This window comes from Streptococcus sp. IMAU 99161, from assembly GCF_014435245.1.
Classification (GTDB): Bacteria; Bacillota; Bacilli; order Lactobacillales; family Streptococcaceae; genus Streptococcus; species Streptococcus lactarius.
In genome coordinates this window covers 107,440-120,456 of record NZ_JAAPAW010000011.1, presented here as the reverse complement: position 1 = coordinate 120,456, position 13,017 = coordinate 107,440, and the positions used below count along the sequence as shown (strand labels likewise).

Genomic DNA, 13,017 nt, shown 5'->3' with positions numbered 1-13,017 from the left:
AATTTCCCTTCTTTTGTGGTAAAATAATATCATGAAAACAGAAGAATTTTATGAACGTTTAGCCGATCTCGGCTACTCATTAACCGAACATCAAAAAAAACAATACGAACGCTATTTTGAGCTCCTCGTTGAATGGAATGAAAAGATCAACCTGACTGCCATCACTGAAAAGGACGAGGTTTACCTCAAGCATTTTTATGATTCTATCGCACCGATTTTGCAAGGTTTGATTGAAAATCGGCCGATTCGTCTCTTGGATATTGGGGCTGGTGCAGGCTTTCCCAGCCTTCCTATGAAGATCCTTTTTCCTAAGCTAGATGTAACCATCATTGATTCCCTCAATAAGCGCATCAACTTTCTCCATCTGCTGGCTGAAGAGTTAGGTTTGAGTGGTGTTCATTTCTACCATGGACGTGCTGAGGACTTTGCGCAAGACAAGGATTTTCGTGCCCAATTTGACGTCGTGACTGCACGTGCCGTTGCCCGGATGCAGGTCCTTTCTGAGCTGACCATTCCTTATCTAAAAGTCGGTGGTCGCCTCCTCGCTCTCAAGGCCAGTAACGCTCCAGAAGAGTTAGAGGAAGCAAAAAATGCTCTTAACCTGCTCTTTAGCAAGATTGAAGACAATCTACAGTATGCATTGCCAAATGGGGATCCGCGCTATATCACTATCGTAGAAAAGAAAAAAGAAACCCCCAACAAATACCCAAGAAAAGCAGGAATGCCCAATAAACGCCCCTTGTAAATTAAGATACAAAGGGCTAAGCGGATATAGTCAAATAAGAGGCTGGGACAAAAGTCCTAGCCTCTCAATTGTCTTTGGAGTTTGAGCATGAGTGGGCTCTACTACGCTGATTTCATCAGTTTTTACAGCCCTACTCAACTGTGTGGAGGTGGGACGACCAAATCGAACTCTAACGAATGACCGATTTCTGTCTCACTCTCTTTTTAGTTTTGTGCCAGTTCTTCTCTTAGTGCTTGGTACTGTTCCTGAGTAAGGTGAACACCCTTGGTTGCGACAATTTGGCTGGAGACTTTATTGGCAAAGCTGAGGGCTTCTTCAATTTCTAACCCTCTTAAGCGCGCTGCTAGAAAGGCTCCTACATGGCTATCGCCAGCACCAACTGTATCCACGACTTGTGCAGGCTGACCCGCGGCTTGGTACCAGGTGCCATCATAGGCAATCGCTCCTTTTTTACCTAAGGTCACAATGACCAACTGACCCGTTCGTTGGTGCAATTTCTCAGCAGCCTTCCGAGTATCATCACATCCAGAAAAGGCAAGGGCTTCTGCTTCATTGACGTGCAGGATCGGATGAAGATCATAGATCGCTTCCAGTCGGTCTGTCGGAATAAGGAGTCCTCTTGGCCCAGGGGCGAAAATGACCTGTCCCTGGCATTGAGAAACCGACTCTACCAAGGCAAGACCGGTTGGTTCTTCTACTTCTAGGCCACACAAATATATATAATCAAACCGTTCGGTTGCGATCTCTTTGAGCCATTCTGCTTGGAAGCTATACTCCACACCGTGATCCGATAAGAAGGTCCGTTCGCCATCTGACTCTACAAAGCAGTAGCAACAACCATTTGGACCAGCTAATGAGATCGAGGAAGTAATGCCCAACTCTTTTAAGTGACTCTTTACAAAATCTCCGTAAATACCCGAACCAACGGGTGAGATAAACTCATAGTCTTGGGACAAAAAATGCAAGATATTGACAACATTAAAGGCACACCCTCCGACAGACCATTGCTGATGATCAATATGGGCATCGCCTTCTCGACTAGGTAGACGGTCTAAATAGACCATGACATCACAAACAGTGGAACCAATGACTAAAGCGCTTGACATCTCATTCTCCTTACTTTGCCATCTATTATACCAAAAAATTAGACAAACATAAAAAATCAACCAACACGGCAGGTATTGGTTGAAATGAGCGTTAGTCGCGATAAACAGGCTGAGGGCCAAATGTTTGAGAAACCGGCATGATCTCGATGCGATTCACATTGACGTGCTTGGGTTGTTGGAGCAACCATGAAACCGTATTTGCAATGTCTTCAGGCTGAATGGCATGAGCACCCTGATAGAGGGATTCAACCCGTTTTTCATCTCCTTTAAAGCGGACGAAAGAGAATTCTGTCCCTTCACAAAGACCGGGTTCAATGTTGCTGACACGAATCTTCTTCCCCGCCAAATCTGCCCGAAGATTGAGGGAGAATTGTTTGACAAAAGCCTTGGATGCCCCGTAGATATTGGCACCTGGATAGGGAACTGTCCCTGCTGTAGAGCCCATATTGATGATATAGCCATCATTTCGCTCCACCATCTGAGGTAAGATTTGTCGTGTCAAATAGGCTAAGCCAACGATATTGGTCTGAATCATGGTCAACCAGTCTGCCATCTCTGCTTCCTGGGCTGGAGCAAGACCTAATGCCAGTCCAGCATTGTTGATCAAAACGTCAATCTGAGACCAATCTGCTGGTAAACTAGCAAGTGCATGATCTACCTGAGAAAGATCTGTCACATCCATTTGAAGGGGGTAAAAGGACTCTCCAAGCTCCTCTTGTAACTTCTGTAATTTCTGGATACGTCTGGCTGCTCCAATGACGCGGTGTCCATCTGCAACTAAACGACGGCAGATCGCTTGACCGAAACCAGCCGAAGCACCTGTGACTAAAATTGTTTCTGACATGTCATGACCTCCATGGATTGTAAAAACGTCCCTGATTAAGAACAATCAGGACAATACTCAAAACCAGTACAGCTATGGCTGATAGAATCATCCCATAATCTTTCCCTTTCATGGCTTGGTAAGAATACCAAGTTCGCTTTTTATTTTTTCCGAAGCGACGTAATTCCATGGCCGTAGAAATGCTGTCAATCCGCTCGAGTGAGCTAAAAATTAAGGGAGAGATGATTTGCAAATTGCCTTTAATTCGCTGGATCAGTTTGGCCTTTTTGGACAACTCCACCCCTCTGGCTTCCTGAGACAATTTAATCGTTTGATATTCTTCCTGTACGTCAGGAATGTAACGCAAGGTCAAGCTGACAGAATAGGCAATCTTGTAGGATACGCCAATTTGGTTGAGGCTTGAAGCAAACTGACTGGGATGGGTCGTCATCAAAAAAATCAAAGCAAGAGGTATGGTACAGACATACTTAAGAGCGAGATTAAAAAGATAAAAGAGCTCCTGTGAGGTGATACTATAAGATCCCCAGCCCTTCATCAGTACCGTTTTTGCCCCGTAGATCTCGACACCATACTGAGGAGCAAAGAGATAGACCATAAGCACATTTAGAAAAGCAAAAACAAGAGCAAATCCAAGTACAAAAGAAATATCCCGAAAGCGAATGTGAGCAGTAGAGAACAAGGCCAAGGCACCCAGACCAATTCCCAGAAGGAGCCTGGTATCATAACTCAACATGGCCGCAAGAGATACAAAGAGAAGAAAGAGTAACTTACTCGCACCTGAGAGGCGGTGAAGAAAACTCGTCCCCTCATGGTAGCCGACTAATCGATGATTCATGACCTGCTCCTTTCTGTTGCATATAAAATTGTGTTAAGTCCAAGGGATCCATTCCTAATCGATTGGCCAAGGAAAAAATAGATGTTTCTTTCAAATTGGCCTGTCGTAAAATATCTGGACGGGTAAATAATGCTGCAGGAGACAGGTCGGCAATGATTTGACCATCTGTCACCACTACTGCACGATCAGAATAATCCAGCATCAGTTGCATATCATGAGTAATCATGACAATGGTGTGGCCTTTTTCTTGCAAAGTATCTAGAAATTCCATGATTTCAGTGTAATTGCGCTGGTCCTGACCTGCCGTTGGTTCGTCCAAGACCAAAATTTCTGGTCCTAAAACCAGTATAGAAGCGATGGTCACCCGTTTCTTTTGTCCATATGACAGAGCAGAAATAGGCCATTTACGAAACTCATAGAGGCCACAAGTCTTCAGCGCTTGATAAACACGTTCTTTGATGTCTTCTTCAGCGACACCCCGCAAGCGCAAGCCTAAAGCCACCTCGTCAAAAATCATGTTGGTTGAAATCATTTGATTGGGGTTTTGCAAGACATAGCCGACTCGCTCTGCCCGTTCCTTGACACTCTCCTGCTTGATGTCTTCTCCTCTAAAGGTGTATTGTCCTTCAGTTGTAATGAAGCCACAGATGGCTTTAGCAAGAGTTGATTTCCCTGCCCCATTCTTCCCGACAATGGCTAAGCGCTGGCCCTTAGGTATACTGAGGGAAATATTTTTCAAGATCGGATGATTTTCTTGATAAGCGAAGGAAATCTGCTCCAACTTCAATAGTTCTTCTGCTTCATCAGTTTTAGCAAAGGTCGCTTCTGGAATGGAATGATTCACACCAGTAAGCTCAATATCTTCTAGACGATCCAGATGCTCCAATTGATCTAAATCCTGACCGAGTTGACGAAGAGTTGTTAAATAGAGAGGTTCTCGAATCCCATTTTCACCCAACAGTGTCGTTCTCAACAACTCATCTGGTTGACCATTAAAGAGAACTTGGCCTTGACTGATCAAGATAACCCGATCGACAGGACGGTAGAGTACATCCTCTAAACGGTGTTCGATAATAATGGTGGTCGTCCCCTGTTCTTCATGAATCTGATCGATCAGATCAATAATATCCTGGCCCGACTTGGGATCTAGATTAGCCAGTGGTTCATCAAAGAGTAGAATCGGACTCTCGTCAATCAGGACGCCCGCCAAGCTCACCCGCTGTTTTTGCCCACCGGACAAATCTTGAGGTCGATGATCCAAGAGCTTCATCAAATCTAAGCGCTCCGCCCAGGTGTGAACCCGAGATTTCATACTTTCCAGCTCCACCATATCGTTTTCAAGGGCAAAAGCTAAGTCTTCTGCGACACTGAGACCAATAAACTGACCATCTGTATCCTGCAAGACCGTACTGACCAAGTGAGATTTCTCATAAATACTGAGATCAAAGGCCTCTTTTCCCTGAATGAGGAATTGCCCACTACTGGTTCCTTTATAAATATTGGGAATAATCCCATTTAAGCACTGGCCAATGGTTGACTTTCCTGAACCAGATGGTCCAACAATTAGGACCTTTTCCCCCTTATAAATGGTTAAGTTGAGATTTTTCAAAGTTGGTTCAGACTGTGCCTTGTATTGGAAGGAAAAATCCTTCAGTTCAATCATTGCTTCTTTCATTTAGTTTGCCTTCTCCCATAAGAGTGCAAATTGGATAGCTAACTCCGCGATTCGATCCTTGCCATCTAAATCCTCATGACTGGATAAGGTTCGAATATCCCATTTTTCTTCCGAGAGGTGGTCTGCTGCGTAGAAGAAATGGCAGAGTTCAACCCCCCTAAAGGCTGCTAAGGCTGCCACGGCCGAACATTCCATATCCACACAAATAGCTCCTGCTTCCTTTCGACTCTTCATCTTGTCGATGGTTTCTCGGTAGGGAGCATCTGTCGTCCACACTTTCCCGATGGTGTGAGAGATCTGATGTTTCTTGAGGAAAGCCTGAAACAAAGGAAGCGAAGACTGGTTAACCTCTACTTCATCACTAGCTGGTAGATAGTGGTAACTGGTCCCTTCATCGCGAAGAGCAGCTGTTGGAATCATGATAGAGGTCGCCTCAATATCTTGGTCCAAGACCCCGCAGGTCCCAAATAGAACGAGTTTTTCCATTCCAAATTGAATCAAATCCTCTATAATTCCCACACAAGAAGCAGCCCCAACTGGTGCATTAAAGACAGCAATCTCTTGGTCTCCAATCCTAATCCCATAGACTAGGACTTCAAAGTTGGCCATGGAAGTTCTTGTAATGACCTCATGATCGTAGTTTTCTAGCAGGCGGGCAAAGGTGACCCTTGAAAAGCAAGAGACAGCTACTTTTGGAAATCCTTCAATCGGATCGTGTAGATCTTGCGGATTGATAATCGCCTCTCGATTGGTATCAAATTCTTCTAAAATCATTTTCCCCTCCTCTTCGTCAGGACTTCTGGTTCTCTATTATACCATAAAACGGCTCATTGGAGGGTCTTTGCAAGTAAGACAAGCCCGCTTTTCGGATAAAAAAACAGCCTGAGCTTTCAGACTGTTTGTTTATTTTAAGCAGGCTCTCCATCAAGCGTCTCACCGATAAGGGCCAAACGCTCAGCAACCTCTGCTTGTGACAAGTTGTGTTCTTCTACATAACGATTGCGAGGGTGAACCCGGCATTCGTGTGAGCAACCACGAAGGTACTTGTCTTCATTTTCTTCTGAGGTCAAGATCCGACGGTTACAGAAGGGATTCCCACAGTTGACATAGCGTTCACAAGGCGTCCCATCGAACCAGTCTTTTCCAACAACGCTTGGATCGACATGGTTGATATCAACCGCAATTCGCTCGTCAAAGACGTACATTTTTCCATCCCACAGTTCTCCTTGAACTTCTGGGTCTTTCCCGTAAGTTGCGATTCCTCCGTGCAATTGACCGACATCTTTGTAGCCTTCACGGACCATCCAGCCTGAGAATTTCTCACAACGGACACCACCCGTACAGTATACGACGACACGTTTATCCATGAATTTTTCCTTGTTATCACGGACCCATTGTGGCAATTCGCGGAAATTGCGAATATCTGGGCGAATGGCACCACGGAAGTGTCCAAGGTCGTACTCGTAGTCGTTACGAGTATCAAGGACAACTGTATCTTCGTCTAGAAGGGCTTCTTTAAATTCTTTTGGCGATAAGTAAGCACCTGTTGTTTCAAGAGGATTGATGTCGTTATCAAAGTTATCATCTTCCAAACCAAGGTGAACGATCTCTTTCTTATAACGTACAAACATCTTCTTGAAAGCTTGTTCTTCTTCCTCATCAATCTTGAACCAAAGGTCTTCCATGCCTGGAAGGCTATGAACGTAGTCCATGTACTTTTGAGTGGTTTCATAGTCACCAGAAACCGTTCCATTGATTCCTTCGTCAGCCACTAGGATACGTCCCTTCAGACCGATGGATTTACAGAAGGCCAAGTGGTCGGCTGCAAATTGTTCTGCATTTTCAATGGGGGTATAGAGGTAATAGAGTAATACGCGAATAGGTTTTGCCATAAGTTTCTCTTTTCTAAGATTAAATTATCAGAATTTTTCATTCAACTATTCTAGTATACTCTGCCTCCATACGGGATGCAATTAATTTGACTGAAAAAAGCTAAGTACCGAATCCTAATCAACTTCTTTGCCTTTATACGACACAATTGAAATCATTACTCCCATTGATATTCCAAAAAATACAAACCAACTCAGCTTTACTGAGTAGGATGCTAACGCTGAAAAGACTACTGTACCTAAAGGAATTGCAGCCATTACTACGGTGGAAATAAGCGTTCGTACCTGAGCTAATTGATTTTCTGGAATACTTTTGGCCCAAAAAGCACTTAATTTTGGATTAAATTTTCCTGTTAAGAAGGCATCTCCTCCACTTAATAGAATAATAAAAATAGATGGTAAATTTAATATTCCAATGAAACCTGTAACTACAAGAACTACCGTACTCATTTTTAAGATTGAAACTAAGGATTTTTGAGCAAAGTATCCCTCTGGATGAAGATTTCCTAAAATTCCAAACACTAGACCAACAATCTGTAATAGTAAGATACTCTCTCCATAAGAGAAACTAAAAAGTGAATGATCTAAATAGTAAATTAATAAAATCGGAGATATTGCTGTACTCAATACATTCATGAGAACAATACAAACAAACATCCATCTAAAGGATACTTTTTCATTCTCATTAAATGTTTGAATCGCCAATTGGTAACTTGCTTTTATTTTCTTAAAAAATGTAGTTTCGGAAGATTTCAAGACCGGTCCGTGTCTTAAGTCATCTTTTATGGACCAAAAAATAAGAGAGGATAGGATAAAACTGATCGCATTTAAAATGGCGATTACTTTAAATTGTTGATGCGTCGCATTTAATATCCAAACTCCAGTAGTTTGACCTCCAATTATACAAATATAACCTATAATATTATTCAAGGAATAAGCCTCAAGCAATTGCTCTTCATGGACTTGATGACTAAAAATTGGAGTATAGAGACTACTTTGATAACAAGATAAACAATCCGATATGATATTTAAAAAACAAATTATTGAAAAAGCAAAAAGTGATACCTTTCCAGTTAGAAACGCTATTACGAAGAAGAAACAACCTTGAATCCATCCGATACGAATGATCCATTTGGATTTCAATTCTGTCTCATCTGCTTTTTGTGCAATCCAAAGTTGAAAAAATATGGGCACCATGATAATCATATTTGCAACACTAATATATAACTTAGAATGAAACGTCGTTGCAACATAGATAATGAAAACAATATTATATAAGGAGGAACCGAATTGGTTAAAAAAATTTGCGATCATAGAATATCTAATAAATCGATTTTCTTTCACAAGATTCATTCGATCACCTCCAGATATCGTCTCCAAACGGGATAAAAGTCCTCTAGGTCAATTTTTTCACAATAAAGGTAAAACGATGCATTGATAAGTAAATGAATCGGCAATTTGTGTAATGTTTCAACAAATGCAGTCATAAGCAATCTCCTTTCTAATCCCTTTATTATTAGACTATCAAAAAAAGATGCTTTCGCATCTTTTTTGAATATAAGCAAATTTATAACTTGTCTTTAAAAACTTCTTTAAAGTAATTAACTTGTTCAAGATATCCCAATTGTTCAAATATTAAAATTCCTTGTTCAATTTCTTGTTTACCTCTACTATTACCTTCTTCTAATCGATGATACCCCCTAGCTATCTTCTCCATTATTCTCATAAATGCATCTCGTGTATCTGCAAAATGTTCTGAAAGTAAATGTTCAAATATTGTACTTTCTAAAAAATTGTGTTCCTTAGTTGCGTGAAAAAGTCCATTTACTAACATCGTGTGAATCAAATTGTCATTTAGATTATTATGCCGAAAGAACGAAGATCGTTTTAGCATTTCTTGACAATAGGAAAGGTATAATTGACTGTCAAATAAATGAGCTGTTTCTGAGAATAGGAGTAATTCATAGCGTGCCCAAATTTCGGTAGAAAATAAATAATTTGTTAAGAAATCAACATCTTCCTTTGGGACTTCATACTCATCAATTGATGCTGCTAATACTGCTTTAATCCATATTGTATTTAACCTGTAAAACTGTTTTTTTGAACTAGTTAAAAATTTCTGTTTCTGTTCGGCTAGTAGCATCTCTAACGCTTGCTTTTGAAGGGGGGAGCGATATTTTGTCAACTTCCAATGCAGCTCTTCAATCTCAGAGGGTTGAAACTCCGAAACCATAAATTCAAATTCCCCCATTTGCAAGTAGATATTTTCTAAGCAATCTCTCAATTTTTCGGCAGACATTTCTGCTTGGCCATTCTCAAATCTAGATAGCATTGAAATGGAAAAAAGTCCCCCTGTAGCCTCGGCTAATGATAGCTTTCTTGATTTTCTCATTGTTTTAAAAACTAAGCCTAAATTTTTCATCCAAAACCTCATTTTGCTTATATTCAATTTTTTATATTATAGCTCATTTTTTAGAAAAAAACAGATTTCAAAATCTATGAGAGAGAAAAATCTAACTTATACCAGATTTAACAATGGAAGGAATCTTATTCGTTTTTTCTTCCTACTCTTCTTTTTCCAACTGATCCAGATAGGCTTCATAGCGTTTTTTCTCAACTTTTGCTAGGAGCATCAAAAGGAAATTCATCCCCCATACAATCGGAAGATTCAGGAGAAATGTGATCGGAAGCACCAGCAAGAATTTTGAATGGAAGGGATTTGAGTGATAGACAGCCTGGTTTAATTGAAAATTTTGAGCCCAGATAAACAAGGAAAGAACAAGGGTTACTGCTACAATTCCCATCACATTTAGATAGCTATAATTGATAAATCTCACACCCAATCGTTGACAACGAACCGAATAATACAATCCTGAGACGATGAGTAAGGCTACCACCATGATTGGACTTAACCCCACCTTAGACGTAAAAATGGATCCCACACTAAAAACAGTTAAGGCAAGGAACAGAAAACCAGCCGTCTCAGCTCCAGCCTTATTAGCTAAGCCTTCTTCTCGTTCATCTATGATTTGTTTGTTCAGCAATTGTAATCTCATTGTTTTCTCCTTATTCTTCATCCTCTAACTCTGCCTCTATCTTCTCTTGTTTTTTCCGATTGATAAGAGCAAGTGGTTTTTCAAGCAGATAAGTCAAGATGGCAAAGACGACGATTTCTAATAAAATTTTGACCAGATACTTGGGACTCAAGATAAAGCTCGTTGCCTCTCGCTTTCCAATCACATCCATGGCTATCATCAGCACAGCAAAGACTAGACCTGCCCCGATGCGGCTGAACCAGCTATCTTTTTCTAACATATCTCGAATATCAATCCCTGAACTCATCCTTCTCACCAAAGCGTACACCCCCATGGCAATCAAGAGAATGAGCTCTGGAATATAGGCTATTAGGTCCAAGTCCAGGATACTAGCTTTCACAAAGGCCGAGACTGCAATAAAGCAGGTCATCCCAAGGGCAAGTTCTCCTGCGATTTTTCCATCAATCAGCATGGTCCGTTCATCTTTTACAATTGGTTCTTTCTTTTGTTTCATATTCTTCCTCTTTCTATTATTAAAACTGTTACTCCCAGAACAGTTGATCTAGCGTCTTATCCAAGGTCTTACAAATGGCCAGACAAAGGCTAAGGGTCGGGTTGTATTTTCCTGCCTCGATCAAACCAATGGTCTGGCGTGTCACCCCGATAGCATCTGCAAGATCCCCCTGGGTCATATCATGCTCGACCCGAGCCATTTTTAATTTGAGATTTTTCGCCACAGGTTTTTCCTTTCTTATTTTTATAGTTCTATTATACACTATATTTTCTATTTTGCAATATATATCTTACATTTTGTAAAAAATATTTTTGATAAACAAAAAAAGCCTGGTTTCCCAGGCTTTCTCTTCTTATTTAAGATTAATCTTTAGACAAACTTCCATCTTTTGTTTGAGTACGAGCGTAGGCAATCAAAAGAATGGAACCTGCAATCGCCACTGTCAGAGCATTAAAGGAACCTGCCACAACACCTTGTAGGAAGACTTTATTGGCACTTTCTTTGTAAATCAAGATATCACCAACTGGAGCAATCAAGCCCCAGATCACAAGATTGGATACAATTTGAACGACATTAAAAAGAATCAATTCTTTCTTGGTCACTTCTCCTTTGAGGTCACCGATTTGCTTGCGGAAGATACCGACAAAGAGTCCAAACAACCCACTTGAAATGATCCAAGTCCACCATAGACCACCTGCCATTGCGTCCTTAATGGCATGACCAATCAAACCCATTAAGAATCCAACAATTGGGCCAAAAACTACACTAAAGAGGGCCTGAAGGGCATATTGCAACTGAATGCTTGTATTCGGTGCGGGTGCAGGGATTGGCAACATAGCAATCACGACAAAGAGGGCTGCTCCAACCCCAATAGCTACAACATCTTTAATTGAAAATGATGATTTTTGTTTCATATTTTATCTCCTATTAATTTTCCATTTTTCTAATTTCAATATGCCAAGAAGCCCCAACTCCTACATTATAGGCCTTGGCAAAGGATCCTTGGTTGATGGCAAGACCAACACGGTAGAGGGAATTGATATAAAGGATTGGCTGTCCAATCCGCACATCGGCGAATGACTTGCCATAGGTCACTTGATTTTGGTAAACCAGCATGTCATTGTTATAGATGGTCACTTCAAAACGCTCCCCAAATTCGGGTGCTAAATGATTGAACTCTTCCCGAGTAATCGAAGTCCAAAGTGAACCAAAGCGCACATCTAGGATATCAACTGCTCCTTTGACAAGATTGTCCCCAAAAACAGTCTCCACCACTGGGATTTCCACTATATGTTCAACACTGAGTTCTGGTCCAACTTCTTCAAAACTGATATGGCCACTTGCCAACTTAGCTCCTGTATAGGCATAGACATCGCGCCCATGGAAGGTATAAGAAAACTCTGTATTGGCCCGGCGGTTTTTGGCCTCTGAAATCTCACGAATGGCAACGATTCCTACATGTTTCTTGATAAAAGATAGAGTTCCATTATCTGGAGTCACAATATATTGATTCTTGGCCGTTTTGGCTACGACGCTCTTTCGTTTAGAGCCGACACCCGGATCAACGACCGAAACAAAGGTTGTCCCCTCAGGCCAGTAATCTACTGTCTGAAAGAGACGGTAACTCCCTTCAAAGATATTATAGGGGGTAATATCATGAGTTAAGTGGTGAATTTTAAGAGTTGGGGATTCTTCTAAAGCAACCCCTATCATAGCTGATACTGCTCCATCCACCAAACCAAAGTCCGACTGAAGAACGAGTAAATTATTGTGCATCTTTATCTCCTTTTTTGACCAATAATGGTTGTAAAATAGTAGATAATCCCCATCCTATACCAGCACCTAGTAAGACCGTGAAGACAAACCAAGTGATGGTCGTTAGATCTGGTGATACCATCACCCGATTGACGTAGTCTATCGATTTTCCACGATCCAATAAAGACATGCGGTAACTTGTCGGATAAAACCACATCATCAGGATGGGCCCTGTCGTCGCAAAGGCGAAAATAAGAAAAGACAAGGCATTTCGCAAACCCGAGCGAAAACGACCACTTGATGCGACCATCTCCGCAAAACTCCCTGCTATCAAGGCTGGAACAAAGGCTCCTGCACCATGACGTGAAAAGAGGAAAAAGGATCCGATCACGCAGCCAACTAGAAAGATGGCGCCAATTGCTTTGATTCTTTCCAGGTAATAGCGGTAAATGGGACCGCCAATGAGGGCTGAGAAGGCTGGAGCATAAAACATATTTCCTTGGTGATCGACTAGATTGCTCAGGATAACACCCAGTCCAATCGCTAGGAAATAGAGGAGAATGAAGGCTCCAACTTCTTTCATCTGATTCACATTTAGTCTATTCATAGGACACTGATC

14 protein-coding genes and 2 pseudogenes are annotated in these 13,017 nt (G+C 41.4%); 1 reads left to right on the top strand and 15 read right to left on the bottom strand.

The features are described 5' to 3' along the window. Positions 1 to 31 precede the first annotated feature (31 nt). Complete coding sequence (gene rsmG / locus HA044_RS06140; protein WP_187540209.1) at positions 32 to 745, top strand: 16S rRNA (guanine(527)-N(7))-methyltransferase RsmG; 714 nt, start codon at positions 32 to 34, stop codon at positions 743 to 745. 203 nt (positions 746 to 948) lie between these two features. On the opposite strand, the gene HA044_RS06135 is transcribed toward rsmG, so the two are convergent. The 15 genes and pseudogenes from HA044_RS06135 to HA044_RS06070 form a co-directional block, all read right to left on the bottom strand. Beyond that, the gene (locus tag HA044_RS06135; protein WP_187540206.1) at positions 949 to 1,851 is read right to left on the bottom strand and encodes a carbohydrate kinase family protein; all 903 of its coding nucleotides are present in this window, start codon (positions 1,849 to 1,851) and stop codon (positions 949 to 951) included. Between the two features lie 91 nt (positions 1,852 to 1,942). Next, positions 1,943 to 2,695: an SDR family oxidoreductase gene (locus HA044_RS06130; protein ID WP_187540204.1), complete on the bottom strand. Its 753-nt coding sequence runs from the start codon at positions 2,693 to 2,695 to the stop codon at positions 1,943 to 1,945. Between the two features lies 1 nt (position 2,696). Further along, complete coding sequence (locus HA044_RS06125; RefSeq protein WP_187540202.1) at positions 2,697 to 3,530, bottom strand: energy-coupling factor transporter transmembrane protein EcfT; 834 nt, start codon at positions 3,528 to 3,530, stop codon at positions 2,697 to 2,699. Beyond that, positions 3,502 to 4,323 (bottom strand): annotated as a pseudogene (locus HA044_RS10170) (energy-coupling factor ABC transporter ATP-binding protein); the annotation flags it as partial. The pseudogene HA044_RS10170 and the gene HA044_RS06125, both read right to left, overlap by 29 nt. A gap of 30 nt (positions 4,324 to 4,353) precedes the next feature. After that, positions 4,354 to 5,205 (bottom strand): annotated as a pseudogene (locus HA044_RS10165) (DUF3744 domain-containing protein); the annotation flags it as partial. Then, a complete protein-coding gene (locus tag HA044_RS06115) occupies positions 5,206 to 5,979 on the bottom strand; it encodes a nucleoside phosphorylase (protein WP_187540198.1) in 774 nt (257 codons plus the stop codon). It abuts the pseudogene before it with no gap. 134 nt (positions 5,980 to 6,113) lie between these two features. Then, positions 6,114 to 7,097: a rhodanese-related sulfurtransferase gene (locus HA044_RS06110; RefSeq protein ID WP_187540196.1), complete on the bottom strand. Its 984-nt coding sequence runs from the start codon at positions 7,095 to 7,097 to the stop codon at positions 6,114 to 6,116. A gap of 114 nt (positions 7,098 to 7,211) precedes the next feature. Further along, complete coding sequence (locus HA044_RS06105; RefSeq protein ID WP_187540194.1) at positions 7,212 to 8,447, bottom strand: permease; 1,236 nt, start codon at positions 8,445 to 8,447, stop codon at positions 7,212 to 7,214. A gap of 214 nt (positions 8,448 to 8,661) precedes the next feature. Then, positions 8,662 to 9,516 carry a helix-turn-helix domain-containing protein gene (locus HA044_RS06100; protein ID WP_187540192.1) on the bottom strand — a complete coding sequence of 285 codons (855 nt, stop codon included), beginning with the start codon at positions 9,514 to 9,516 and terminating at the stop codon, positions 8,662 to 8,664. A gap of 142 nt (positions 9,517 to 9,658) precedes the next feature. Next, positions 9,659 to 10,150 (bottom strand): DUF6773 family protein, encoded by a 492-nt coding sequence (locus HA044_RS06095; protein WP_187540190.1) that lies wholly within the window; start codon positions 10,148 to 10,150, stop codon positions 9,659 to 9,661. 10 nt (positions 10,151 to 10,160) lie between these two features. Then, on the bottom strand, positions 10,161 to 10,643 hold the full coding sequence (locus HA044_RS06090; protein WP_187540188.1) for a DUF6773 family protein: 483 nt from the start codon (positions 10,641 to 10,643) through the stop codon (positions 10,161 to 10,163). Positions 10,644 to 10,671: 28 nt separating this feature from the next. Continuing rightward, positions 10,672 to 10,866 carry a helix-turn-helix transcriptional regulator gene (locus HA044_RS06085; protein ID WP_003005328.1) on the bottom strand — a complete coding sequence of 65 codons (195 nt, stop codon included), beginning with the start codon at positions 10,864 to 10,866 and terminating at the stop codon, positions 10,672 to 10,674. Positions 10,867 to 11,005: 139 nt separating this feature from the next. Continuing rightward, a complete protein-coding gene (locus HA044_RS06080) occupies positions 11,006 to 11,557 on the bottom strand; it encodes an ECF-type riboflavin transporter substrate-binding protein (RefSeq protein ID WP_187540186.1) in 552 nt (183 codons plus the stop codon). A 13-nt stretch (positions 11,558 to 11,570) separates the two neighbouring features. Beyond that, positions 11,571 to 12,419, bottom strand: coding sequence for an S-adenosyl-l-methionine hydroxide adenosyltransferase family protein (locus HA044_RS06075; RefSeq protein WP_187540184.1), 849 nt, complete (start codon positions 12,417 to 12,419; stop codon positions 11,571 to 11,573). Beyond that, positions 12,409 to 13,005: an MptD family putative ECF transporter S component gene (locus tag HA044_RS06070; protein ID WP_187540182.1), complete on the bottom strand. Its 597-nt coding sequence runs from the start codon at positions 13,003 to 13,005 to the stop codon at positions 12,409 to 12,411. The genes HA044_RS06075 and HA044_RS06070 overlap by 11 nt, the downstream gene beginning before the upstream one ends. Between the last annotated feature and the right edge of the window lie 12 nt (positions 13,006 to 13,017).

Excerpts from the sequence above, each read along its gene's own strand:
- HA044_RS06080 (WP_187540186.1), bottom strand. The coding sequence starts at position 11,557 with ATGAAACAAAAATCATCATTTTCAATTAAAGATGTTGTAGCTATTGGG.
- HA044_RS06130 (WP_187540204.1), bottom strand. The coding sequence starts at position 2,695 with ATGTCAGAAACAATTTTAGTCACAGGTGCTTCGGCTGGTTTCGGTCAA.
- HA044_RS06105 (WP_187540194.1), bottom strand. The coding sequence starts at position 8,447 with ATGAATCTTGTGAAAGAAAATCGATTTATTAGATATTCTATGATCGCA.
- HA044_RS06090 (WP_187540188.1), bottom strand. The coding sequence starts at position 10,643 with ATGAAACAAAAGAAAGAACCAATTGTAAAAGATGAACGGACCATGCTG.
- HA044_RS06070 (WP_187540182.1), bottom strand. The coding sequence starts at position 13,005 with ATGAATAGACTAAATGTGAATCAGATGAAAGAAGTTGGAGCCTTCATT.
- HA044_RS06125 (WP_187540202.1), bottom strand. The coding sequence starts at position 3,530 with ATGAATCATCGATTAGTCGGCTACCATGAGGGGACGAGTTTTCTTCAC.
- HA044_RS06100 (WP_187540192.1), bottom strand. The coding sequence starts at position 9,516 with ATGAAAAATTTAGGCTTAGTTTTTAAAACAATGAGAAAATCAAGAAAG.
- HA044_RS06135 (WP_187540206.1), bottom strand. The coding sequence starts at position 1,851 with ATGTCAAGCGCTTTAGTCATTGGTTCCACTGTTTGTGATGTCATGGTC.
- HA044_RS06075 (WP_187540184.1), bottom strand. The coding sequence starts at position 12,419 with ATGCACAATAATTTACTCGTTCTTCAGTCGGACTTTGGTTTGGTGGAT.
- HA044_RS06095 (WP_187540190.1), bottom strand. The coding sequence starts at position 10,150 with ATGAGATTACAATTGCTGAACAAACAAATCATAGATGAACGAGAAGAA.
- HA044_RS06115 (WP_187540198.1), bottom strand. The coding sequence starts at position 5,979 with ATGATTTTAGAAGAATTTGATACCAATCGAGAGGCGATTATCAATCCG.
- HA044_RS06110 (WP_187540196.1), bottom strand. The coding sequence starts at position 7,097 with ATGGCAAAACCTATTCGCGTATTACTCTATTACCTCTATACCCCCATT.
- rsmG (WP_187540209.1), top strand. The coding sequence starts at position 32 with ATGAAAACAGAAGAATTTTATGAACGTTTAGCCGATCTCGGCTACTCA.